This is a genomic window from Rhizorhabdus sp. (assembly GCF_018006725.1).
In the GTDB taxonomy this organism is placed as follows: Bacteria; Pseudomonadota; Alphaproteobacteria; order Sphingomonadales; family Sphingomonadaceae; genus Rhizorhabdus.
The window spans coordinates 1-22563 of the sequence record NZ_JAGMXV010000028.1; the positions used below are offsets into that span (position 1 = coordinate 1).

Annotated in this window: 24 protein-coding genes; 9 read left to right on the forward strand and 15 right to left on the reverse strand. The window is 67.1% G+C overall.

Annotated elements, in window-relative coordinates; genetic code table 11:
* Both KAY22_RS06395 and KAY22_RS06400 read right to left on the reverse strand, forming a co-directional pair.
* Positions 1-987 (reverse strand): peroxidase family protein (locus KAY22_RS06395; protein WP_296621319.1); only part of this gene is annotated, 987 nt, incomplete at its 3' end.
* Positions 988-1133: 146 nt separating this feature from the next.
* Positions 1134-1493 carry a cytochrome c gene (locus tag KAY22_RS06400; protein WP_296621321.1) on the reverse strand — a complete coding sequence of 120 codons (360 nt, stop codon included), beginning with the start codon at positions 1491-1493 and terminating at the stop codon, positions 1134-1136.
* 149 nt (positions 1494-1642) lie between these two features.
* On the opposite strand from KAY22_RS06400, the gene KAY22_RS06405 reads away from it, so the two are divergent.
* Positions 1643-2197, forward strand: a complete 555-nt coding sequence (locus KAY22_RS06405) for a TetR/AcrR family transcriptional regulator (RefSeq protein WP_296621324.1) — start codon at positions 1643-1645, stop codon at positions 2195-2197.
* Here the strand turns inward: KAY22_RS06405 and rsmD are convergent.
* From rsmD to KAY22_RS06420, 3 genes are all read right to left on the reverse strand, one after another.
* Positions 2172-2693: a 16S rRNA (guanine(966)-N(2))-methyltransferase RsmD gene (gene rsmD / locus KAY22_RS06410; RefSeq protein ID WP_296621326.1), complete on the reverse strand. Its 522-nt coding sequence runs from the start codon at positions 2691-2693 to the stop codon at positions 2172-2174. The two genes, KAY22_RS06405 and rsmD, sit on opposite strands and share 26 nt — an antisense overlap.
* Before the next feature lie 10 nt (positions 2694-2703).
* The gene (locus KAY22_RS06415) at positions 2704-3588 is read right to left on the reverse strand and encodes a pseudouridine synthase (RefSeq protein WP_296621328.1); all 885 of its coding nucleotides are present in this window, start codon (positions 3586-3588) and stop codon (positions 2704-2706) included.
* Between the two features lie 66 nt (positions 3589-3654).
* Positions 3655-4680 carry a methyl-accepting chemotaxis protein gene (locus KAY22_RS06420; protein WP_296621330.1) on the reverse strand — a complete coding sequence of 342 codons (1026 nt, stop codon included), beginning with the start codon at positions 4678-4680 and terminating at the stop codon, positions 3655-3657.
* 170 nt (positions 4681-4850) lie between these two features.
* On the opposite strand from KAY22_RS06420, the gene pgi reads away from it, so the two are divergent.
* Together pgi and gor are read left to right on the forward strand one after the other, a co-directional pair.
* Positions 4851-6356, forward strand: a complete 1506-nt coding sequence (pgi, locus tag KAY22_RS06425) for a glucose-6-phosphate isomerase (protein WP_296621332.1) — start codon at positions 4851-4853, stop codon at positions 6354-6356.
* A 114-nt stretch (positions 6357-6470) separates the two neighbouring features.
* On the forward strand, positions 6471-7817 hold the full coding sequence (gene gor, locus KAY22_RS06430) for a glutathione-disulfide reductase (RefSeq protein WP_296621334.1): 1347 nt from the start codon (positions 6471-6473) through the stop codon (positions 7815-7817).
* A 38-nt stretch (positions 7818-7855) separates the two neighbouring features.
* Here gor and hisF read toward each other — a convergent pair whose 3' ends face one another.
* The 4 genes from hisF to hisB form a co-directional block, all read right to left on the reverse strand.
* On the reverse strand, positions 7856-8617 hold the full coding sequence (hisF, locus tag KAY22_RS06435; protein WP_296621335.1) for an imidazole glycerol phosphate synthase subunit HisF: 762 nt from the start codon (positions 8615-8617) through the stop codon (positions 7856-7858).
* Complete coding sequence (gene hisA, locus KAY22_RS06440; protein WP_296621337.1) at positions 8614-9345, reverse strand: 1-(5-phosphoribosyl)-5-[(5-phosphoribosylamino)methylideneamino]imidazole-4-carboxamide isomerase; 732 nt, start codon at positions 9343-9345, stop codon at positions 8614-8616. The genes hisF and hisA overlap by 4 nt, the downstream gene beginning before the upstream one ends.
* A 127-nt stretch (positions 9346-9472) precedes the next feature.
* The gene (hisH, locus tag KAY22_RS06445; RefSeq protein ID WP_296621339.1) at positions 9473-10087 is read right to left on the reverse strand and encodes an imidazole glycerol phosphate synthase subunit HisH; all 615 of its coding nucleotides are present in this window, start codon (positions 10085-10087) and stop codon (positions 9473-9475) included.
* A 1-nt stretch (position 10088) separates the two neighbouring features.
* A complete protein-coding gene (hisB, locus tag KAY22_RS06450; RefSeq protein ID WP_296621342.1) occupies positions 10089-10676 on the reverse strand; it encodes an imidazoleglycerol-phosphate dehydratase HisB in 588 nt (195 codons plus the stop codon).
* 118 nt (positions 10677-10794) lie between these two features.
* On the opposite strand from hisB, the gene KAY22_RS06455 reads away from it, so the two are divergent.
* The 5 genes from KAY22_RS06455 (at position 10795) to KAY22_RS06475 (ending at position 14474) form a co-directional block, all read left to right on the forward strand.
* Entirely contained in the window at positions 10795-11277 is a 483-nt protein-coding gene (locus KAY22_RS06455) for a ClpXP protease specificity-enhancing factor SspB (protein ID WP_296621345.1), read from the forward strand.
* 97 nt (positions 11278-11374) lie between these two features.
* Complete coding sequence (fumC, locus tag KAY22_RS06460; protein WP_296621348.1) at positions 11375-12769, forward strand: class II fumarate hydratase; 1395 nt, start codon at positions 11375-11377, stop codon at positions 12767-12769.
* A 68-nt stretch (positions 12770-12837) separates the two neighbouring features.
* Positions 12838-13047 carry a hypothetical protein gene (locus tag KAY22_RS06465; RefSeq protein ID WP_296621349.1) on the forward strand — a complete coding sequence of 70 codons (210 nt, stop codon included), beginning with the start codon at positions 12838-12840 and terminating at the stop codon, positions 13045-13047.
* A gap of 100 nt (positions 13048-13147) precedes the next feature.
* The gene (gene gmk / locus KAY22_RS06470) at positions 13148-13789 is read left to right on the forward strand and encodes a guanylate kinase (protein WP_296621351.1); all 642 of its coding nucleotides are present in this window, start codon (positions 13148-13150) and stop codon (positions 13787-13789) included.
* 121 nt (positions 13790-13910) lie between these two features.
* Positions 13911-14474: a hypothetical protein gene (locus tag KAY22_RS06475; RefSeq protein WP_296621353.1), complete on the forward strand. Its 564-nt coding sequence runs from the start codon at positions 13911-13913 to the stop codon at positions 14472-14474.
* 34 nt (positions 14475-14508) lie between these two features.
* On the opposite strand, the gene pepN is transcribed toward KAY22_RS06475, so the two are convergent.
* Positions 14509-17106: an aminopeptidase N gene (pepN, locus tag KAY22_RS06480; protein WP_296621355.1), complete on the reverse strand. Its 2598-nt coding sequence runs from the start codon at positions 17104-17106 to the stop codon at positions 14509-14511.
* Between the two features lie 72 nt (positions 17107-17178).
* On the opposite strand from pepN, the gene KAY22_RS06485 reads away from it, so the two are divergent.
* Positions 17179-17970, forward strand: a complete 792-nt coding sequence (locus KAY22_RS06485; RefSeq protein ID WP_296621358.1) for an SDR family NAD(P)-dependent oxidoreductase — start codon at positions 17179-17181, stop codon at positions 17968-17970.
* On the opposite strand, the gene KAY22_RS06490 is transcribed toward KAY22_RS06485, so the two are convergent.
* The 5 genes from KAY22_RS06490 to KAY22_RS06510 are packed head-to-tail and all read right to left on the reverse strand — an operon-like array spanning position 17928 to position 22562.
* Complete coding sequence (locus tag KAY22_RS06490) at positions 17928-18854, reverse strand: DMT family transporter (protein ID WP_296621361.1); 927 nt, start codon at positions 18852-18854, stop codon at positions 17928-17930. The genes KAY22_RS06485 and KAY22_RS06490 overlap by 43 nt on opposite strands.
* Before the next feature lie 26 nt (positions 18855-18880).
* A complete protein-coding gene (locus tag KAY22_RS06495; protein ID WP_296621363.1) occupies positions 18881-19882 on the reverse strand; it encodes a beta-eliminating lyase-related protein in 1002 nt (333 codons plus the stop codon).
* 53 nt (positions 19883-19935) lie between these two features.
* Positions 19936-20727, reverse strand: a complete 792-nt coding sequence (locus KAY22_RS06500; RefSeq protein ID WP_296621365.1) for an SseB family protein — start codon at positions 20725-20727, stop codon at positions 19936-19938.
* A gap of 45 nt (positions 20728-20772) precedes the next feature.
* Positions 20773-22167 carry a hypothetical protein gene (locus KAY22_RS06505; protein ID WP_296621367.1) on the reverse strand — a complete coding sequence of 465 codons (1395 nt, stop codon included), beginning with the start codon at positions 22165-22167 and terminating at the stop codon, positions 20773-20775.
* 11 nt (positions 22168-22178) lie between these two features.
* Positions 22179-22562 (reverse strand): hypothetical protein, encoded by a 384-nt coding sequence (locus KAY22_RS06510; RefSeq protein ID WP_296621369.1) that lies wholly within the window; start codon positions 22560-22562, stop codon positions 22179-22181.
* Position 22563 lies beyond the last annotated feature (1 nt).

Consider the following 22563-nt stretch of genomic DNA (forward strand, 5'->3'; position numbering starts at 1 on the left):
CGTCCAGGCGATCGGATTGGCCGACCAGGCGCCCTCTAGGCCGCTGCTGACCGTGTCTTCCGAATGGCCCTTGCCGCATTTGTTCGCCCAGCCGAAGCCCTGTGCCTCGGTCGGGGCGGCCGAGGGATCGACGCCGACGCACTCCTCGGGCTTGTGCGCGCCATGCGCCTTGCCGAAGGTGTGGCCGCCCGCGATCAGGGCGATCGTCTCCTCGTCGGACATCGCCATGTTGCCGAAGGCGAGGCGGATGTCGGCGGCGGCGGCGAGCGGATCGGGCTTGCCGTTCGGGCCTTCCGGATTGACGTAAATCAGGCCCATCTGGGTCGCAGCGAGCGGCCCCTTGAGCCCGCCCTTGCCGTCGCGGCGGGCATCGGCAAGGAACTTGGTCTCCGGCCCCCAGAAGACCAGATCGGGTTCCCAGGCGTCGACGCGGCCACCGGCGAAGCCCACCGTCTTGAAGCCCATATTTTCGAGCGCGACGTTGCCGGCGAGGACCATCAGGTCGCCCCAGGAGAGCTTGCGGCCATATTTCTGCTTGATCGGCCACACGAGGCGACGAGCCTTGTCGAGGCTGACATTGTCGGGCCAGCTGTTGAGCGGCTCGAAGCGCTGCTCGCCACCGTCCGATCCGCCGCGCCCGTCGGCGGTGCGATAGGTGCCCGCGCTGTGCCAGGCCATGCGGATGAAGAAGGGGCCGTAATTGCCATAGTCGGCCGGCCACCAGGGCTGCGAGGTCGTCAGGACCTTCTCGATGTCCTTCTTGACCGCGGCTAGGTCGAGCGTCGCGAACTCGGCAGCATAGTTGAAGTCGGCGCCATAAGGGTTGGCGCCGGCGTCGTTCTGGCGCAGCGGCGCCAGGTCGAGCTTGGTGGGCCACCAATCCTTGTTGGTCATGACCTTGTCTTCGGCCCGCGCGGGTGCTGCGACGACGACGGGCGACAGGGCCGCGACGAGCAGCGCGGTGAACGAGATAGTGGATCTGAGCATGGAGAGCCCCTCCTGTTGTCTGAGAGCTCAACAGCTACGCAGCGGCGGGGGCGAAGGAAAACGGGAAAGTCTGATCAGAGTGATCGGAGCTTTGACTTACTCCGGCGACGTTTGTCCTGTTCGTTTCTGGCAGGTGACGGGTCGTTTCAGTCGCGGCGTGAGCGAACGGACGCCAGCCGTTCGAGATAAGCGATGAAGTCGGCGATGTCGGCGGCTTCCCACGGATCGGACGGCATGTCGGGGTGCCCGGCGACGATCCCCTCGGCCAGCGCTTCGTCGAGGCTTTCGACCGGATAACGGCGGCCGAGCGTGCGGAAGGCCGGTGCCGCGCGCAATGGGCTGCGGCCGCGCGGCTCGACGGCGTGGCAGGCACCACAGCGCGCGACGGCGAGATCATGGCCGCGATCGGGGTCGCCCCCACCATCGCTTGCGAAAGCGTTCGCCGTTGCGAGCGACAGCAGCGCCCAAGCCACTGCCACCGATAATATCCGCTTCGATCCGGCCATCTCATTCCCCCGCACCTGCCCCGCTGCTCGCAGATCGCATCCGGTGCGACCATCGGGAAGACTACGGAGGTGTCCGCAGGCCTTCCTGCAGCGCCATGGCCGCTTGCCGTAGCGTCTGCTACACCGGTCCGCGAATCGGGGGATTCGCCATGACCACTATCGAAGCGCGCGCCGCCAAGCGCGAGCGGCTGACCGAATCGCTCGCCGACATCGTTCTGTCGGACGGGCTCGACGCGCTCGCGCTGCGGCCGGCAGCAGCGCAACTCGGCACCAGCGACCGGATGCTGCTCTATTATTTCGGGACCAAGGCTGCGCTGATGCGCGATGTGCTCGCCTGCGTATCGCGGCGCTTCGCCGACTGGCTGTCGGAGAAGACGAGGGGCGTCCGCATCCCGCCACACCAGATGATCGGCCACACCGTCTCACTGATGGCTGCAGAGGATGCGCGGCCCTATGTCGGTCTGTGGTTCGAGATCGCGGCACGCGCCGCGCGCGGCGAGACGCTCTATGCGGGGGCGGCCGAGGAGATCGCCGAAAGCTGGACCGACTGGATCGTCCGCAGCGTCCATTTCCCGGCCGGGGTCGCCTCGCGCAACGCTGCCGCGATGATGCTCGCAATCGTCAACGGCATTGCGCTGCTCGATTCGACCGCGCCCGCCGTAGCGCTCGCTGCCCGGTCTAGAGTGCAGACCGCAGCAGCGTGATTCGTGCCTTGCCGTGGACGCGGTCGGCCTCGACGGTGAAACCGGCGGGTGCCACCGCCTCGTCCCGCCCGGTCTCGACGCTGGCCCAGCCGCCCGGCGCGAAGCCGACCTTCGGCAACACCTTGTTCGCGAGGCCCGTTCCATAAGGCGGGTCCATCAGGACGAGGTCATAGGCGCCGCCCGCGAAGCTTTCCGCCGCGATCGGCCGGATATCGGCCTCGGCGCCCAGCGCTGCCACGTTGCGGCGAAGCGCCTCGATCGCCGCCCGGTCGCGCTCGACGAAGGTGCAATGCGCCGCCCCTCGCGACAGGGCTTCGAGCCCCAAAGCGCCGGTACCCGCGCAGATGTCGGCGACCTTCAGGCCTTCAAGCGTCCCCAACCGGCTGACCAGCATCGAGAAGAGCGCCTCGCGTGCGCGGTCCGACGTGGGACGCGTCGCGTCACCCACAGGGGCTACGAGCACGCGACCACGCCAGCGCCCGGCGATTATCCGCATGCCGCCTCCGTCACGCGTCCTCGCCGGGCTTCGACGATTTGGCGGGCTTGAGCGTCCGGCGGAAGGCGACCAGCTGGTGCTGGGCGATCTCGCCCACTTCGCCCGGCTGGAGATCGCCGAGCTCGAACGCGCCATAAGCGACGCGGATCAGCCGCGAGACTTCGAGACCCAGATATTCGAGGACGCGGCGAACCTCTCGATTCTTGCCCTCGCGCAGCTTCATCTCGATCCAGACATTGGCGCCGGTGCGCCGCTCGATATTGGCGTCGATCGAGCCATAACGCACGCCCTCGATCTCCACGCCCTCGCTCAGCGATTCGAGCTGGTCCTGCGTCACCTTGCCGAAGGCGCGCGCGCGATAGATGCGCTCGACACCGGTCGAGGGCAGTTCCAGCTGGCGCTTGAATTCGCCATCGGTCGTCAGGAGCAGCAGGCCTTCGGTGTTCATGTCGAGCCGACCGACCGGCATCACGCGCGGCAGCCCCTCGGGCAGCTTGTCGTAGATGGTCGGCCGCCCTTTGGGGTCGCGCTCGGTCGTCAGCAGTCCGCGCGGCTTATAATAGAGGAACAGCTGGGTGTAGGCGGGCGGCGCCACCGGCTTTCCGTCCACCGTCACGCCCTTCAGCGACTGGAGCAACGTGGCCGGGGTGTCGATCGCAGTGCCGTCGATCGCAACGCGGCCATCGGCGATCATCCGCTCTATCTCGCGGCGCGAGGCGATGCCGGCGCGGGCAAGCAGCTTGGCGATGCGCTGCGGCTCACGGCCGGGCGCCGCCCCCGCGCGGGCGGGATGCGGATTGGCGGATGTCGCGGGCGCGGCGGTGCGGGCCTGGCGGCGCCCGCGACGCGGTGCGGGAAGGGGCTTGCCCGGCGTGGTTCTGGAAGGGGGACGCATGGCTGCGGCTTAGCGCCCCCGAGCCGATCCTGCCAGTTTTAGCTGCGTGACCGGCCTGGCCCGGCGTCATTCCTCCAGAAAGCGGCTCTCGATGCACCCCAGCCAGCCGAGACCGCGATAGGTTTCATAGCCGGGGGTCAGCGCGAAGGCGACGAGCTTGCCGTCGCGCTGATAATAGCCGCTGTCCTTGCGGCCGGTGTCGAGCGGATAGAGTTCGGAGCAGAGCCCCTGCCCGTCCGACGAGGCGATCACCCTGTGGCTGGCGTCGAGCAGCATCAGCCGTGAGGTCGCGCGTTCCGCAGGGGACAGGCCGATGCCGTCGAGCACGCCCTGCGCCTGGGGCGCCCAGTCGAAGAAAATGCCCAGCGCCCCCATGGCGGTGCCGCGGGTCGTACCGCCCGCGCGCACGGCGGTCGAATAGGTGGCGACCTGCGCATTGCCGAGCGTGGCATTGGCCGCGATATCGCAGACACGGAACTCCTCGCCGCTCTGCGTGGCCATGGCTTCGCGGAACCAGCGTTCGCCAGACACGTCGAGGCCGAGCGCGTGGGGGTAGCGGTCGGGGCGCCCAGTTGCGACGATGCGCCCGGTGGCGTCGGCGACCCACAGGTCGAGATAGACGGTGTAGGAGCGCAGGATGGTGGCGAGACGATCGGTCGCATGGGCGACGCTCGCCGAGGTAGGACGCTCGAGCACCTCGATCACCGAACTGTCGGTCGCCCACCAGCGCACGTCGCAGGACCGCTCGTAGAGATTGCGATCGACGATCTCGACCGCCGAGCGGGCAAGATCGGTGTAGCGCGTGCCCTTGAAGTCGACGAGCATCTTGCTGCCCACCGTCCGCAGCGAGGCGATGTTCGACGCGATCGCGGAGCGTAGCTCACCACCGATTGCCGAGATCGAGCTTGCGACCGTGCCCAGTTCCTGCGCGACGACCGAGAAGGCGCGGCCCGCATCGCCGGCGCGCGCCGCTTCCAGCCGCGCGTTGATCGCCAGCATACCCGTCTGTTTCATCACCTGGTCGATCCGGTCGACCTTCTCCTCGGTGATGCGCGAGACCTCATAGGCCAGGCGCAAGATGTCGTCCTGCATGTCCGGTCACCCCTCGTCGTTCCCGGTTGGCGGCATGGCGGCGGGATGCGGGTGGCAATCCCGGGCCGTTTCAGCGAAAAGGCTGGGTGAAAATGGTGAACAATTGGTAACGCCCTTGTAGTTTTCCTGAGGAAAGCGTCGGTTGCCGCACCGCAATATGGAGATTCGAGATGACGGATACACGCTCGGCCTGGGCGGAGGTCGCAGCCACGACGGTCCCGACGCTGGCGGACCTGTTCGTAGCCGAACCTGACCGACTCACCCGGCTGACGGTCGAGGAAGGCGGAATCCTGTTCGACTTCTCCAAGACGCATCTGTCGAAGGCGCTGGTCGAGCGCTTCGTTGCCCTTTCCGAAGCGAGCGGCCTTGCCGCGAAGCGCGATGCCCTGTTCGCCGGCGAGGCCGTCAACGTCACCGAAGGTCGCGCCGCCGAGCATAGCGCCGAGCGCGGCCAGGGCGCACCCGAAAGCGTCGCCCGCGCCGCCCAGCTCCACGCCCGGATGCGCGGCATGATCGACGCGATCGAGGCCGAACTGTTCGGCCCGGTCCGCCACATCCTCCATGTCGGCATCGGCGGTTCGGCGCTGGGCCCCGATCTGCTGATGGATGCGCTCGGCCGCGACGCCGACCGCTATGACGTGGCGGTGGTGTCCAATGTCGACGGCGCCGCGCTCGACGAGGTGTTCCGCCGCTTCGATCCCCAGGCGACGCTGCTGGTCGTCGCTTCCAAGACCTTCACCACGACCGAGACGATGCTCAACGCGCGCAGCGTCCTGTCCTGGATGGAGGAGGAGAATGTCGAGGATCCCTATTCGCGCGTGATCGCGCTCACCGCAGCACCCGACAAGGCGGTCGAATGGGGCGTCGACGAGACCCGCATCCTGCCCTTCTCCGAAAGCGTCGGCGGGCGTTACTCGCTGTGGTCGTCGATCGGCTTTCCGGCCGCGCTCGGCCTCGGCTGGGATGCCTTCGAAAGGCTGCTCGAAGGCGCCGCCGCCATGGACCGCCATTTCCGCCTCGCCCCGCCCGAGCGTAACGCACCGCTGCTCGCGGCTTTCGCCGACCAATATTATTCGCTCGTGCGCGGCGCCGAGACGCGCGCCACCTTCGCCTATGACGAGCGGCTGCGGCTGCTGCCCTCCTATCTCCAGCAGCTGGAGATGGAATCGAACGGCAAGAGCGTGAAGGCCGACGGATCGCCGGTCGACCAGCCCACCGCAGCGATCACCTGGGGCGGCGTCGGCACCGACGCGCAACATGCGGTGTTCCAGCTGCTGCACCAGGGCACGCGACTCGTCCCTGTCGAATTCGTCGCGGCGATCGAGCCCGATCACCCCCTCGACGAGGCGCATCATCGCACGCTTCTGATCAACTGCTTCGCCCAGGGCGCTGCGCTGATGGCCGGGCGCGCCAATGATGCCGACCCGGCACGCGCCTATCCGGGGGATCGGCCTTCGTCGACGATTCTGCTCGACCGCGTCGACCCCGCGCGTCTCGGCGCGCTTCTAGCCTTCTACGAGCACAGGACCTTCGCCAACGCCGTGCTGCTCGGCATCAACCCGTTCGACCAGTTCGGCGTCGAGTTGGGCAAGGAGATCGCGAAGTCGATCGAGAGCGAGGGCACGGCAAATTTCGATCCATCGACCCGCGCCCTGATCGCCCGCGCACTCGGCTGACGGTACGCCTCGCTCGGATCAGCCGGTCGATCACTGTCATCAGCATGATCGGTTTGCGCGATCGGCCGGCCATCGCCATATCGGCGCCATCTCATTCGAAAGGATCACTGGCCGATGGCCGAGTTCGACTATGACCTGTTCGTGATCGGTGCCGGATCCGGCGGAGTGCGGGCGTCGCGCGTCGCGGCGGCGCATGGCGCCCGGGTCGCGGTGGCCGAAGAGCATCGCGTCGGTGGCACCTGCGTGATCCGTGGCTGCGTGCCCAAGAAGATGCTCGTCTATGGCGCGCATTATGCCGAGGATCTGCACGACGCCGAGCGCTTCGGCTGGGAACTGGGCGAGACCCGCTTCGACTGGAAGACGCTGCGCGACAATATCAACGCCGACGTCGACCGGCTCGAGGGGCTTTACGAGAACACGCTCGACAACAACAAGGTCGAACTCTTCCGCGAGCGGGCAACCGTCAGCGGCCCGAACGAAGTCACGCTGGCGAGCGGCCGCAAGATCAGCGCGAAGATCATCCTGATCGCGACCGGCGCCTGGCCAGTCGTCCCCGACGTGCCCGGCGCCGAGCATGGCATCACCTCGAACGAGGTGTTCTACATCGACGAACTGCCGAAGCGCGTCGTGATTGCGGGTGCGGGCTATATCGCCAACGAGTTCGCCGGGATCTTCCATGGGCTCGGCAGCAAGGTGACGGTCGTCAACCGGTCGGACCAGATATTGCGTGGCTATGACGAGCAGATCCGCGACCGGCTGCTCCAGATCTCGACCCAGAAGGGCATCGAGTTCGTCTTCAACGCCGCCTTCGAGAAGGTCGAGAAGGCGGAGGACGGGTCGCTCTGCGTGCATTTCAAGGACCATGAGCGCTGCGATACCGACCTGCTGCTGTTCGCGATCGGTCGCAAGCCGAAGACCGATGGTCTGGGCCTCGAATCGGTCGGCGTCGAGCTGAACGAGAAGGGCGCGATCGTCGTCGACGAGGATAATCGCTCGACCGTGCCGTCCATCTATGCGGTCGGCGACGTCACCGACCGGGTGCAGCTGACCCCCGTGGCGATCCGCGAGGGCCAGGCCTTTGCCGACACGCTGTTCGGCGGCAAACCGCACCGCGTCGATTATCAGATGATCCCCAACGCGGTGTTCAGTAGCCCGCCCATGGCCGGCGTCGGCCTGACCGAGCGGCAGGCGCGCGAGCAGCATGGCACGGCGAAGATCTTCACCTCGGACTTCCGCCCGATGCGCAACGTACTCGCCGGTCGCAACGAGCGGTCGCTGTACAAGCTGGTCGTGCATCCGGAGACCGACGTGGTGCTGGGCGTCCACATGATAAGCCCCGATGCGCCCGAAATCCTGCAGGCGGCGGCAATCGCCGTGCGCGCGGGCCTGACCAAGGCGCAGTTCGACCAGACCGTCGCACTGCACCCATCTATGGCCGAAGAACTCGTCCTGATGAAGTGAACCGCGCGGCCGGTTTCGACCGGCCGCCGCGTCGCGCCTCAGGCGCGGACGGGAAGCCCCGCCGCGCGCAGGGCGGCATGCGCCTCGGCGACGCTGTGCTGGCCGAAGTGGAAGATCGAGGCAGCGAGCACCGCGCTGGCGCCGCCCTTTGTGACGCCTTCCACCAGATGGTCGAGATTGCCGACGCCGCCGCTCGCGATCACCGGCACCGGCACCGCATCGGCAATCGCGCGGGTCAGTGCCAGGTCATAGCCGTCGCGGGTGCCGTCACGGTCCATCGACGTCAGCAATATCTCGCCCGCGCCCAGAGAGGCGAGGCGCTTCGCATGCTCCACCGCGTCGATGCCGGTCGGCTTGCGCCCGCCATGGGTGTAGATTTCCCATTTGCCGGGGCCGACGTTGCGCGCGTCGACCGCGCCGACCACGCATTGTGCACCGAAACGCTCGGCCATGTCAGCGCAGAGTTCGGGCCGGGCGACCGCTGCCGAATTGACCGCGACCTTGTCGGCGCCGGCCAGCAGCAGCGCGCGGGCATCGTCGGCGCTGCGCACGCCGCCGCCGACGGTCAGCGGCATGAAGCAGACCGCCGCAGTGCGCGCGACGACGTCGAGGATCGTACCGCGTCCTTCATGGCTGGCGGTGATGTCGAGAAAGCAGAGCTCGTCGGCGCCCGCTGCATCATAGACGCGCGCCTGTTCGACCGGATCGCCCGCATCGGCGAGGTCCACGAAATTGACGCCCTTCACCACGCGGCCGCCGGCCACGTCGAGGCAGGGAATGACGCGGACGCGGACGCTCATCCGCGCGCCACCCGCAGCGCCTCGGCAAGATCGAGCCGGCCATCGTAAAGCGCACGACCGGAAATCACCCCTTCGATTCCATCGGCGGCATGCGGCACCAGCGCCTCGATATCGGCGATGCTGGCAACGCCGCCGCTGGCGATCACCGGGATGCTGGCGTGGCGCGCCAGCGCCACGGTCGCCTCGACATTGCAGCCCTTGAGCAGGCCGTCGCGGCCGACGTCGGTGAACAGCAGCGAGGCAACTCCGGCATCGGCGAAGCGGTCGGCGAGGTCGGTGATGCTGACGGTCGACACCTCGGCCCAGCCATGGGTCGCGACGAAGCCGTCGCGTGCATCGACGCCGACCACGATCCGGCCCGGCAGCGCCTTGGCCGCCTCGCGCACCAGATCGGGGTTCTGCAATGCCGCGGTGCCGATGATGACGCGCTCGACACCCAGTTCCAGCCAGCGGTCGATCCCGGCGCGGTCGCGAATGCCGCCGCCCAGCTCGACCTTGCCCGGAAAGGCGCGGATGATCGCCTCGACCGCATCGGCATTGACCGCACGGCCGGCAAAGGCGCCGTCGAGATCGACGACGTGGAGCCATTCGGCGCCGGCTTCGGCAAAGCTGCGCGCCTGTGCGGCGGGGTCGTCGCCATAGATGGTGGCCCGGTCCATGTCGCCTTCGGCAAGACGGACGACCTGTCCGCCCTTCAGGTCGATGGCGGGAAAGACGATGATGCTCACTTCACTTGCTCCCTGAAGCGGAGGGGGACCATGCGGAGCATGGTGGAGGGGTCTACGCCCCCTCTCCCCTCCCCCATCCTGCGGATGGTTCCCCTCCCAGTGCCGGGGAGGAACGGTGATCGCTGCGTTACGGCTTCCATGCGAGGAAGCGTTCGAGGAAGGACAGGCCGTAAGCCTGGCTCTTCTCCGGATGGAACTGCACCCCGATGATGTTCGCGCGCCCGACCGCGCCGGTGACCGCGCCGCCATGATCGGTGGTCGCCAGCCGCTCCGCCGGGTCGGCGACATCGAAGGCATAGCTGTGCAGATAATAGGCCTCGCCGCGCTGGGTCAGCGGATGATCGCCGGTCGGCAGCACGTCGTTCCAGCCCATGTGCGGCACCTTATAGGCGGGCCCCGGAGTCAGCAGGCGCACGTCGCCGCCGATCCAGCCGAGCCCAGGCGTCCGGCCATGTTCATGCCCCGCCTCGGCGAGCAGCTGCATACCCACGCACACACCCAGAAAAGGCACGCCACGGCCGCGCACCGCCTGCTCCATCGCCTCGATCAGGCCAGGAACTGCAGACAGCCCCGACATGCACGCGGCAAAGGCCCCGACGCCGGGCAGCACGATCCGGTCGGCTTTCGCGACCACATCCGGATCGGCGGTCACGGTCGGCGCGCCACCGGCGGCCTTCAGCGCATTGTCGACCGAACGAAGATTGCCGGCACCATAGTCGATCAGCGCGATCGTCTCCGGCACTTCAGAGCATCCCCTTGGTCGACGGGATGGCATCGGCCTTGCGCGGATCGATCTCGACCGCAGTACGCAGCGCGCGTGCCAGGCCCTTGTAGCAGCTCTCGACGATATGATGCTGGTTGCTGCCGTAGAGCGTCTCGACATGGAGCGTCAGCCCCGCCGCCTGCGAAAAGCTGTGGAACCAGTGCTCGATCAGCTCGGTGTCCCATTCGCCCAGACGCGGTCCGGTCAGTGCGATCTTCCACACCAGATAGGGCCGCCCGGAAATGTCGAGCGCGACGCGAGTCAGCGTCTCGTCCATCGGCGCATAGGCGTGGCCATAGCGGGTGATGCCCTTCTTGTCGCCGAGCGCCTTGGCCAGCGCCTCACCGATCGCGATGCCGCAATCCTCGGTCGTGTGGTGCTGGTCGATGTGCAGGTCACCGACAATCCGGACCTTGAGATCGATCAGAGAATGGCGCGACAGCTGTTCGAGCATGTGATCGAAGAAACCGATCCCGGTCGACACGTCATAGCTGCCGGTCCCGTCCAGGTTCAGCTCGACCGAAATGTCGGTTTCGCTGGTCTTTCGCACGATCGATGCGGTCCGCATGGCCCATCCCTCTGCTCTGTGGCAAAAGTTCCACAGCAATGCCCGCCGCTATAGCGAGGTTGCGCCGCGCTGCAACGCACGACTTGACCCGGCGCTTTCGCGCGTCCACCAAAGCGCCATGAGCGACCAAGCGCCCGACAGCCTGATTCCGTATGACGAGATCGTCCAGGAGGCGCTTCGCGCCGTCGTCGGACGCGTGCTGGGCGAGGTCGAAGCCGCCGGCGGCCTGCCGGGCGAGCATCATTTCTACATCACCTTCAAGACCCAGGGCGCAGGCGTCGACATTCCGCGCCACCTCGTCGAGCGCTTCCCGGACGAGATGACGATCGTCATCCAGAATCGTTTCTGGGAGCTCCGGGTGAAGCCCGATGGGTTCGAGGTCGGCCTTTCGTTCAACCAGGTCCCGGCCAAGCTGATCATTCCCTTCGCGGCCGTCACCGGCTTTGTCGATCCGGCGGTCAACTTCGCGCTGCAGTTCCAGGCGCAGGTCGACGATGCCGAAGAAGACACCGAGCACAGCTCGGCCGGCAACGACTCGCCGATCGAGCCCGTCGAGGACGGCTCCAACGTCGTCTCGGTCGACTTCACCCGCAAGAAGTAACCCTGCTCGCCCCGCTGCACGCGCCGCCATCGGCGGTGCGGCTATTGTCGGGTTCGCTCCTCGCCCCCAAATGTCCTCCACCAGCCCGGAGGACGACATGACGAGCGACAGCCGTATCGAGAGCGACAGTTTCGGGCCGATCGAGGTGCCGGCCTACGCCTATTGGGGCGCGCAGACCCAGCGATCGATCGAAAATTTCCCCTTCGGCCCCGAAGAGCGCATGCCGACCGGAATCGTCCATGCGCTGGCGATCGTGAAGCGCGCGGCGGCACGGATCAACCGGCGGCACGGCCTCGATTCGGCCCTCGCCGACGCGATCGACCAGGCCGCCGGCGACGTGATCGACGGCCGCCTCAACGAGCATTTTCCGCTCGTCATCTGGCAGACCGGTTCGGGCACCCAGAGCAACATGAACGTCAACGAGGTGATCGCAGGCCGCGCCAACGAAATCCTGACGGGCACACGCGGCGGCAAGAGCCCGGTCCACCCCAATGACCACGTCAATATGGGCCAGTCGTCGAACGACAGCTTCCCCACCGCGCTGCACGTAGCGGCAGCCATCGCCGTCCAGCGCGATCTCTATCCCGCGCTCGACCGGATGGAGACGGCGCTGATCGCGAAAGTCGAGGCGTGGGACGACATCGTCAAGATCGGCCGCACCCATTTGCAGGACGCGACCCCGCTGACGCTGGGGCAGGAATTCTCAGGCTATGCCGCCCAGTTGATCGCCGCGCGCCGCCGTATCGAGGGCGCCGTCAACGGCGGCATCGTCAAGCTTGCGCAGGGCGGAACGGCGGTGGGCACCGGCCTTAACGCCGCGCCCGGCTTCGCCGAGGACATGGCAGCGGAGATCGTTACGCTGACCGGCCTCGACTTCGTGACCGCTCCCAACAAATTCGAGGCGCTCGCCTCGAACGACGCCCTGGTCCATCTTTCCGCCGCACTCGCGACGCTGGCGGTCTCGCTTACGAAGATCGCCAACGACATCCGCCTGCTGGGATCGGGACCGCGATCCGGACTGGGCGAACTGATCCTGCCCGAAAATGAACCGGGCAGTTCGATCATGCCGGGCAAGGTCAACCCGACCCAGTGCGAAATGCTGACCATGGTCGCCGCGCAGGTGATCGGCAACCATCAGGCGGTTACGGTCGGTGGGCTCCAAGGGCATCTCGAACTCAACGTGTTCAAGCCGCTGATAGGAGCCGGGGTCCTTCGGTCGATCGCCCTGCTCGCCACCGGCATGCTGAGCTTCACCGAACGTACGCTCGACGGGCTGGAGCCCGATCGCGCGCGGATCGCCGATCTCGTCGGCCGTTCGCTGATGCTGGTCACCGCGCTCGCGCCCGAGATCGGCTATGACAATGCGGCGAAGATAGCCAAGCACGCACATCATCACGGCATGACGCTCAAGGAAGCGGGCCTCGCGCTCGGTCTGATCGACGAGGCGCGCTTCGACCGGATCGTCCGCCCCGAAGCAATGGTCGGTCGCTGATTCGTCCTGCCGCCGGAACTTTCCACCCCGGTCGGGCGATTCCACGCCGACCAAATAAGGAGACAGACATGCTCGGCAAGCTTTTGGGCGCCTTCATCGGCAGCAAGATCGACAAGCGCGACGGCCAGGGCGGCGTCAAGGGCGCCGTGATCGGCGCAGTGGCGGCCGGCGCGATCCGTCGGGCAGGCCCGCTCGGCCTGCTGCTGGGCGGCGCCTATGTCGCCAAGAAGGCGTTCGACAAGCGCAAGGCGGGCCGTCCGGGCACACCCCGCGCCTGACCCCTTACCCCCGATCACCATCGGGCCGGAAGCATTGCTTTGGCATGCCGATGGCGATTCGGGCGTTGACGAGCCGGGCCATGGCGGGGCAAGTGCCGCCATGGCCCATAGTTCGTTCAAGCGCCGCGGCGTCCTGTTCATCCTCTCCTCCCCGTCGGGAGCAGGCAAGTCCACGATCGCCCGTCGCCTCCTGGCATCCGATTCCAACCTGAAGATGTCGGTGTCCGCGACGACCCGGCCGATGCGTCCCGGCGAAGTCGACGGCGTCGACTATCATTTCGTCGATCTGGAGCATTTTCGGGAGATGGTGGCCGACCACCAGTTCCTCGAATGGGCGCATGTCTTCAATCATCGCTACGGCAGCCCCGCCAAGCCAATCGAGGAGATGCTGAGTTCGGGGCTCGACGTATTGTTCGACATCGATTGGCAGGGCGCGCAGCAACTCTATCAGACCTGCGGCGGCGACGTCGTTCGCGTCTTCATCCTGCCGCCGTCGATGCCGGAGCTGGAGAACCGCCTGCGCACGCGCGGGACGGACAGCGAAGAGGTCATCACCGGCCGCATGCAGCGCGCAGCGGCCGAAGTCAGCCACTGGGACGGCTATGACTATGTCCTGCTGAACGACGACATCGATCGCTGCTTCGCCGAGGTCCAGCACATCCTCGAAGCCGAACGGTTGAAGCGCCATCGGCAGACCGGGCTGATCGGTTTCATCCGCAAATTGACGACTCCGGTCGCCTGAAACGACTGACATTGGTCGGCCGGCATCCGTCCGGTTGCCAAATGGAACGCTCCGACGACTTCCCGCTTGTACGTTCGACAGGCTGTCATAGCGTGTCGAACCTATCGTTGGAGGGTCCGGAATGGCCAAAACCTTGTTCGGCGGCGTGCTCGGCGGCGTCGCGCTCTATCTGGTCGGCTTTGTCTTCTGGGCTACGCCGCTCGCGCGGCTGGCCTATAACCGGCTCGAAGAACCGCAAATGTCGGCGCTGCACCAGGCCATGGCCGAGACGCTGACGGCCAGCGGCACCGGCACCTATCTTGTCCCGACGACCGGAACCGCAGCGGGCGACCTGTTGTACGCGCGCGGCCCCGTCGCCACGGTGCATTTCAACATAGGCGGCTTTCCCGTCGTCGACACCGGATCGCTCGGCGCCGGCTTCCTGTTGGCGATCATCACCGGGCTCGTGATCGCGATAGCCATGGGCGCGGTTGGCGCGCGAATTCCGGATTTTCTGAGCCGCGCGCGGATCGCGATCGGCTTCGCGCTGGCCGCCGCGCTCTACATCGACATCGGCCAGCCGGTGTTCAACCATTATGGCTATGGCTATTGGATCTACATGTTCTTCGCCGATTTCATTGGCCTGTCGGTCGCCGGGCTCATTATCGCCCGCTGGTTTCTGCCGCGCGGCGGCATCCAGAGCTGAGCTCAGGGAGCGGCATCGCCGCCCCCGGCCCTCCTCACGCCAGGCTTTTCGATACCTGCTCGAACATGTCCTTCGACAGGCCTGGCGAATCGAGCAACCGCTGCAGTTCGGCGCGCATGAGCGCAGCACGCGTCTCGTCGAAGCGCCGCCAGCGTCCCAACGGTGGAACGAGCTTTGCCGCCGTCTGCGGGTTGAGCGCATCGACCTTCAACAGCATGTCGGCGAGGAAGCGATAGCCGCGCCCGCTGTCGTCGTGGAAAATCAGCTGGTTGCCCGCCATGGCCCCGACCAGTGACCGCAACCGGTTCGGATTGGTCAGGGTGAAATCGGGATGGCGCGACAGCTGCTCTACCCGATCGAGCGTATCGGCGCGGATCGAGAAGGCCTGGGTCGAGAACCATTTGTCGAGCACCAGGCCATTGTCGCGGAAGCGCTCGTAAAAGGCCTCGACCACGACGTCCCGCTCGGGCGCCATGCTGTTCGCCAGCACGCCGAAGGCGCCCTGGCGGTCGGTCATGTTGGTCGCGTCATGGAATTGCGCCAGCGCCAGCGCCGGTGCATCCGCCGCCCCGCTTGCCATGAGGAAGCCTAGCGCGATCGTGCGGAGGCGGCGCGCGCCCTTTGCCTGCGGGGTCAGCTCGAACCGGTCCGACCGCGACCGCGCATAGGCATCGCGCCACGCCTGTTCCAGCTCGCTGCCGAGCGCGCGGCGCAGCGCTTCGCGCGCGCGGTGGATCGCCACCGGATCGACCATCGGCATCTGGTCGCCGATGAAGGATTCGGACGGCAGCAGCATCGTCTCGCCGATGAACGCCGCGTCGAGCGCCGGATCGGTCAGCGTGTTGCGGACGGCATCGATCACCGGGCCATGATCGGCTGTGCCGGTCGCCACCGCAGACACCAGCGTGTCGAGCATCAGCTGCTGCATCGCCTCGTAACGGGCGAAGGGATCATCGTCATGCGCCGACAGGAAAGCCAGATCGGCCGGCGAACGGTCCGACTCGATCACCACGGGGGCGGAGAAGCCGCGGTTGATCGACAGGATCGGACGCTCGCCTATGCCCTCGAACAGGATTTCGTGCCGCTCGCCGTCGACGACGACCAGCCGCTCCTCCTCGAACTTGCGCTGCGACCGCTCGCAGAACAGAGCGATGCGCAGCGGGATCGGCATGGGCTGCTTGTCGGGCTGGCCCGGCGTCGGCGGGACCGACTGTTCGAGCGTCAGCAACGCCCGGCCACCGGCCGGCTCATGGCTCAGCGTCGCGCGAACGCGCGGCGTGCCGGCCTGCGCATACCAGAGGCGGAACTGTGTCAGATCGGCGCCGCTGGCGTCTTCCATCGCCAGCACGAAATCCTCGCAGGTCGCCGCCGTGCCGTCATGGCGCGAGAAATAGAGATCGGATCCCGCGCGGAATTTCTGCGGCCCCAGCATGGTGTGGAGCATGCGGATGATCTCGGCGCCCTTGTTGTAGACCGTCGCGGTGTAGAAGTTCGAAATCTCGATATAGCTTTCCGGCCGGATCGGATGGGCGAGCGGCCCGGCATCTTCGGGAAACTGCACGGCGCGGAGCAGGCGTACATCCTCGATCCGCTTTACCGCCGCCGACCCCTGGTCCGCTGTAAAGCTCTGGTCGCGAAAGACGGTGAAGCCTTCCTTCAGCGACAGCTGGAACCAGTCGCGGCAGGTGACGCGGTTGCCCGACCAGTTGTGGAAATATTCGTGCGCGACCACCCCTGAAACGCCGTCATAATCGATGTCGGTCGCGGTTTCCGGATCAGCGAGAATGTAGCGCGAGTTGAAGATGTTGAGGCTCTTGTTCTCCATCGCGCCGAAGTTGAAATCGGACACAGCGACGATGTTGAACTCGCCCAGATCATATTCCCGGCCATAGACCTTTTCGTCCCACGCCATGGACGCCTTGAGCGCCTGCATCGCATGTTCGGTCTTGGGCAGGTCGCTCTCGACCACCCAGATGGCGAGCTTTACCTCGCGCCCGCTGCGCGTCGTGAAGCTGTCAATGTTTGCGGCGAGGTTTGCGGCGACCAGCGCGAACAGATAGCTCGGCTTGGGGAAGGGATCGGTCCATTCGGCGAAGTGACGCCCGCCGCCGAGCGATCCGCTGTCGGTCAGGTCGCCATTGGACAGCAGCACCGGAAAACGCTCTCGGTCGGCTTCGAGGCGCACGACATAGCGGCTGAGCACGTCGGGCCGGTCGACCGCGAAGATCACCCGGCGGAAGCCCTCGGGCTCGCACTGGGTGCACAGATTGCCGCCCGAGGCATAGAGCCCCATCAGCTGCGAATTGGCCTCCGGCGCGATTTCGACCCGGGTTTCGACGACATGGCTGTCGCCGGGCAGGTCGATCAGCAGGTCGGGACCGTCCATCCGCCAGGCATCGGCCTGGGCTTCGCCGTCGATCAGAACCGCCAGCGGGGTCAGCCCGTCACCGTTCAGGCGCAGCGGATGGCCGTGCGTTCCGTTGCGCGTCACGCTCAGGCGACCGGTGACCACCGTCTTTGCAGGATCCAGTAGGAAGTCGAGCCGCACGTCGGGCACCAGCCAGTCGGGGCGGCGATAGTCCTCGCGGCGGATGGCGGACGGGGCGGTGGCGGCAGATTGAGCGTCGAGCATGGCCTTGGTCTAATCCCGGCGACTGCGACAAACAATGGTGGCGAGAGCATCGGGGCACGCTAGATCGATGCCATGGCAAGGCTTCTCATCTTCGGTCCCGGCTATACCGCCTCGCGCATCGGGACGGCAGCCGAATCCCGCGGCTTCTCCGTCGAACGGATCGGCCGCGCGCAACTGCCCGATGGCGACGGCGTCGCGGCGGCGATCGGGCGGGCGACGCATATCCTGTCCTCGGTCCCGCCGGAGGGCGATGGCGATCCGGTGCTCGATCGCTATGCCGACGCCCTCGCCGGCGCGGGTGCAGCCTGGATCGGCTATCTCTCCTCGACCGGCGTCTATGGCGACGCGCAGGGTGCCTGGGTCGACGAGAGCGCCCCCGTCGGCCAGGGGCGGCGCACCGCGCGCTCGGCGGCGGACCAGGCATGGGCGGCGTTGCACCCGCAGGTCCGCATCTTCCGCCTGCCGGGCATCTACGGCCCCGGCCGCTCTCCGCTCGACCGGGTTCGTGCGGGGCAGGCACACCGCGTCGATCTTCCCGGTCAGGTGTTCAGCCGGATCCATGTCGACGACATCGTCGGCGCGGTGCTGGCAAGCTTCGATCGCAGGCCGCCGGGCCTCTACAACATCTCCGACGATCGCCCCGTCAGCCAGAATCGGGTGGTCGAGGCAGCCTGCGCGCTGCTGGGTCTCGCCCCGCCCCCGCTGCTGCCGATCGAACAGGCCGGGCTCTCGCCGATGGCGCGCGCTTTCTATGCGGAGAACCGGCGCGTCGCCAATGGCAAGGCCAAGCGGCTGCTGGGCTGGGTGCCGCGCTATCCGGACTATCGCGCCGGACTGGCCGCCTTGCTCGCCGAAGGCGCCTGAGCGCCGCTCTTCCCGCGCAGGGCGATGACGAGGCCGAGGCCCGCGAGCAGCGCGCCCGCGACGGCGGTGCCTGTCCAGCGATAGCCTTCGAGCAGCGTCGAGAAGAGCATCGCCACGATCGGGATCAGCACGCTCGAATAGGCGGCGCGCGCGGGGCCGATCGCGCGCATGACGTGCAGATAGAGCGGGAAGGTCAGCGCCGAGCCGACGAAGGCGAGCCACAAGGTCGCCAGCCAATATTCGGGACGCGGGTCGATCCGGGGAAGCCCCGACATCGGCAGGGCGATCACCATGTTCGCGACCGCGCCCAGCGCCATCGCCCAGAACAGAAGCTGCGCGGCGTGGAGATGGCTCGCGCGCCGGCTGGCCTGAAGGAGATTGCCGACCGACGCCGACAAGGTGCCGAACAACGACAGCCCGATGCCGAGCAGCACGGTGGAACCGCCCCCTGCCGCCTCCGCGATCTCGTGCCGGAACAACAGCACCATACCGAGACCGGCGACCAACGTGCCGACGAAGAACGCTCCACCCACGCGCTGTTTCAGGAAGATACGCCCGAGAACCGCATTGGGCACGATCAGCAGCGCGAAGATCATCGCCACCAGCCCGGAGGTGATGAATCGTTCGGCATTGTAGACGAACAGGAAGTTGAGCACGAACTGCGTCATCGCAATGCCGAGCAGTAGCGGCAGGTCGCGCGGGGCAAGCCGCAGCGATACGCCCGCAAGCCGCGCATAGAGGCCCATAGCCAGCGACGCGAAGACGAAGCGCCAGGCGATCGACCAGCCGGGCGCCTCGACACCGAGCTGGTAGCGGATCGCCGTCCAGGTCGAACCCCAGATCAGCACCAGCACCGCGAAGATCAACATGACGCGCGGCGACATCGTCCCCTGCGCGGACAGGCCACCACTCACAGCGCGCAAATGGCGCGGGCGAGCGCCTCCACTTCCTCGGCCGGCTGGTCCCAGCTGCACACCAGCCGGGCAACGCCGGGCGTCCAGTCATAGAATTGGAAACCCTGCCCGCGCAGCGCCGCCGCTTCGTCGGGGGTCAGCCGCACGAAGATCTCATTGGCTTCGACCGGGTGGAGCAGGCGCGGCTGTACTGCATTGGCGATATGCGCGGCGGCCGCATTGGCCGCGCGCGCATTGCGGAGCCAGACATCGCCCTCGAGCATCGCCAGAATCTGCGCAGCGGCGAAGCGGCCCTTCGACAGCAGATGGCCGGCGCGCTTGCGGCGATAGCGGGTCGCGGCGGCGAGCGCCGGATCGAAGAAGATCAGCGCTTCGGCGAACATCCCGCCATTTTTGACGAAGCCGAAGCTGAGCGCGTCGACCCCGGCCTTCCAGCTGATATCCGCCGGGGCGCAGCCCAGCGTCGCGACCGCATTGGCGAACCGCGCGCCGTCCATATGCAGACCCAGGCTCCGCGACTTCGCAACCTCGCCGAGCGCCGCGACCTCCTCGGGTCGATAGACGAGCCCATATTCGGTCGCGTTGGTGATCGAGAGGGCGGCGGGCTGCGCCTGGTGGACATCCGCACGGATGCCGGCGAGCGTCGCACTTACGGTGTCGGCGTCGAGTTTCGCGCCCGCGCCTTTGGCCAGCAGCAGCTTCGCACCGCCCGTGTAGAATTCCGGGGCGCCGCACTCGTCGCCCTGGATATGGGCTTCCTCATGGCACAGCACCGATTGATGCGACTGGACCATCACGGCGAGCGCGAGGCCGTTGGCGGCAGTCCCGCTGGAGACCCAAAGGGCCGCGACATCGGTGCCGAACAGGTCGGAGAAGGCACCGTCGAGCCGGCGGCTGAAGGCGTCACCATCATAGGCGGTATCGGCCATATTGGCGGTGTCGAGCGCGGCCATCACTTCGGGGCAGGCACGGGCGGCATTGTCGGAGAAGAAGCGCATCGCGCGATTGAGAACGGCGCGTCGGCGAAGTCAATGCCGCCGCTGGTTCAGGCTCAGATCGGGGGCAGCAGCGCCAGACCAATGCCCGGACCGGCGGCGGGATCGCCGAAGATCAGTTCGAGCCGCCGCCCACCGAAATCGGTTCGGCGGAAACAGGGCTCGAGCAGGCGGCGGATATCCTCGCGGCCCGCATGGCTGCGCACGTCGAGCAGCCAGGACGGCCCGGTCCGGCCCGGCCATTGCGCCAGCGCCAGCCAGGCGCCCACCGTCCGGCGATCGGCGGCGAGAGCAGCCCGCAGATCGGCGACCAGGGCAGCCGGCGCATCGCGCGGCGGGACGAGCACGACCTGCACCCCGTCGACCGCGCTGTGGTGGATCGGACGGCCGAGCAGCGCCGCGATGTCGTCACGGGTCCAGTGGACGCTGATCGGCAGGCCGGGGTTCAGGATCGCGCCACCGGCAGACACCAGTTCGAACAGCCGCTCGACCCGCATCTCGGTGAAGCTCGCCAGGCGGCCGAAGCGTTCGGCCAGACGCTCCGGCGCAGTGAAGATGGCGGGCACCATCGTACCGTCGGGTGCGGGGACGGTGCGCAGCTGGATCAGCGCATCGGCGTTGATCAGTAGCGTCCCGCGCATGGCGGGCAGTTCGTTCGTCGCCGCGTAAAGGGTCGAATCGATCAGCAGGCGGTTGAACGCCGCGCGCTGTCCGGCGTCGACAACGGCGGCCACCAGCGCCTGCTCGATCGCGTTGACGGGCGTAAAGACGATCTCCTCGCCGGACGACGCCTGATCGATACCGGCATCGGGCGCCCCGCCCCGCTTGCGGAAGAATCTGTCGAGCATGGCCTCTGTGTGGCTGGCGCAGGCGGGCGCGGCAAGCCTCTTGGTTCAGCCGATCAGACCGATGAGGAGCGCGATCACCTCGAGCTTCATCACCACGATCGCCGGCAGCAGCGCGACCTTCCACCGATCGCCGGCGATATGCGCCCGCTCGGCAATGACGATCGCACCGCCGATCATGACCGCGAACAATGTCCAGAGATTGTAGCGCAGGTCGGGCGCGACGCTGACCACGGCATAGGCCAGCCCATAGAGCAGCGCCGATCCGCCGAGCGCAAAGAGGATCCGGCGGCTGGGCAGGTTGGGCGCCAGAATCAGCAAGCCGACAGCAAGGGCGAGCCAGGTGGCCGGGCGGCCGAGCGGGGTCCACGCCATGATCCGCGCAGCACTCCCTATGACCTTGGTCAGCGGGTTGGGGACAAAGCGCAGGCCGAGATCGTTCTGTGCGCTCATCATATAGACCGCGTCGTTCGGGACGAAGGGTACCAGAAAGCGCCAGTTCCAGTTGAGATGGTCGAGCCGGTGCAGGGCCCAGGCGACCGGGGATGCCGCGATCGCCCGCAGCCAGACGGCGACGGCGCTCTCATGCTGTCTGTCGACGTGGACCGCGATCGTCTCCTCGGTCCGCGCACAGAGCTGTTCGTCGGCCATGCCGTAGAGCCGGGGGGTGTAGCAGCGCGCGACGAGCGTGCGGGCCTCGCCATCGGCAAGACCGGGCCAGCCATTGCGTCCGCCATGGGCGACGATGCCGGCCAGATCGAAATTGACCAGCGAGTTGATCGGGTGCGAATGGCTTGGGCGCAACAGCGCCTCGTTAAGCGCCCAGTTGGCCCCGACGAGCAGGCCGACAGCGACTGTAGCGCTTGCTACATATGGGACCGGGCGGCCGATCCAGCTGCGCGGGGCGGCGAGCAGCATCAGCGGAAGCGCTGCGAACAGCGCGTTGAACCGGGTCGCCCCGGCCAGCAGGATCAGCAGCAGCGCCGGCAGCCGGAGCCAGCCCCGCCCACCCCATTCGCGACGGACCAGCAGGGCGGCTGCAAGCAGCAGGAGGCAGGCCATGAAGGGATCCTTGAGGATCGCACCGACCTGCCCGAAGGCGATCGGCAAAAGGCCGAGCCCGAGGACCGTCAGCGCAGGCAACCGTCCGTGACGCCGCAGAAGCCCCTGCGCCACGAGACCCAGCGCCGCCCAGTAGAGTGCCACATCCAGGATCAGGAAGGGCGCACCGCCCTCGCCGAAACGAAGCAGCTGCCGCCAGATCCAGGCCGTTATCGGCGGATGCCAGTCGTCATAGACGCCGGTCACCGCCTGGCCATATTGCACGACGCTGTCGGGGGTGATGACGCCCCAATGAAAGATCAGCAGCTGCGCCAGCGCGCCAGACAGGCACAGCAGAATCAGTATGCCGGAATCTTTGCGCCCGGCCGCGTCCGCCGGCACGGCCGCTCCGATCAATCGGGCAGTTTCGGCATCTGCTCGCCGACCGTCTCGCGACCCGCGAACAGCGCATCGAGGCGCCGGCGCAGCGATGCCTCATAGTCACGCCGGTCAACATTGATCGGACAGGACAGCATCAAATCGCCGCAGATCGCGTCCTTGATCCGGCCAATCGCGGCTTCGTCGAGCGCGCCGACACGGCGGAGTTCGATCGCCAGCTGGACCATGCCCGCGACGGTCGCCTGCGCGCGCAGGCCGAGCAGGTTGATCGTCTCGCGGAGCTTGCGCGTTTCCGACGTGTCCATGGCCGTGTCCTCCCTGCATTCGGCGGAAAGCTGCCATTTCGGCTCTCTCCCGAAGCGCAGCATGACGCGCGACGCGCCGCTTGCCAATGCCATG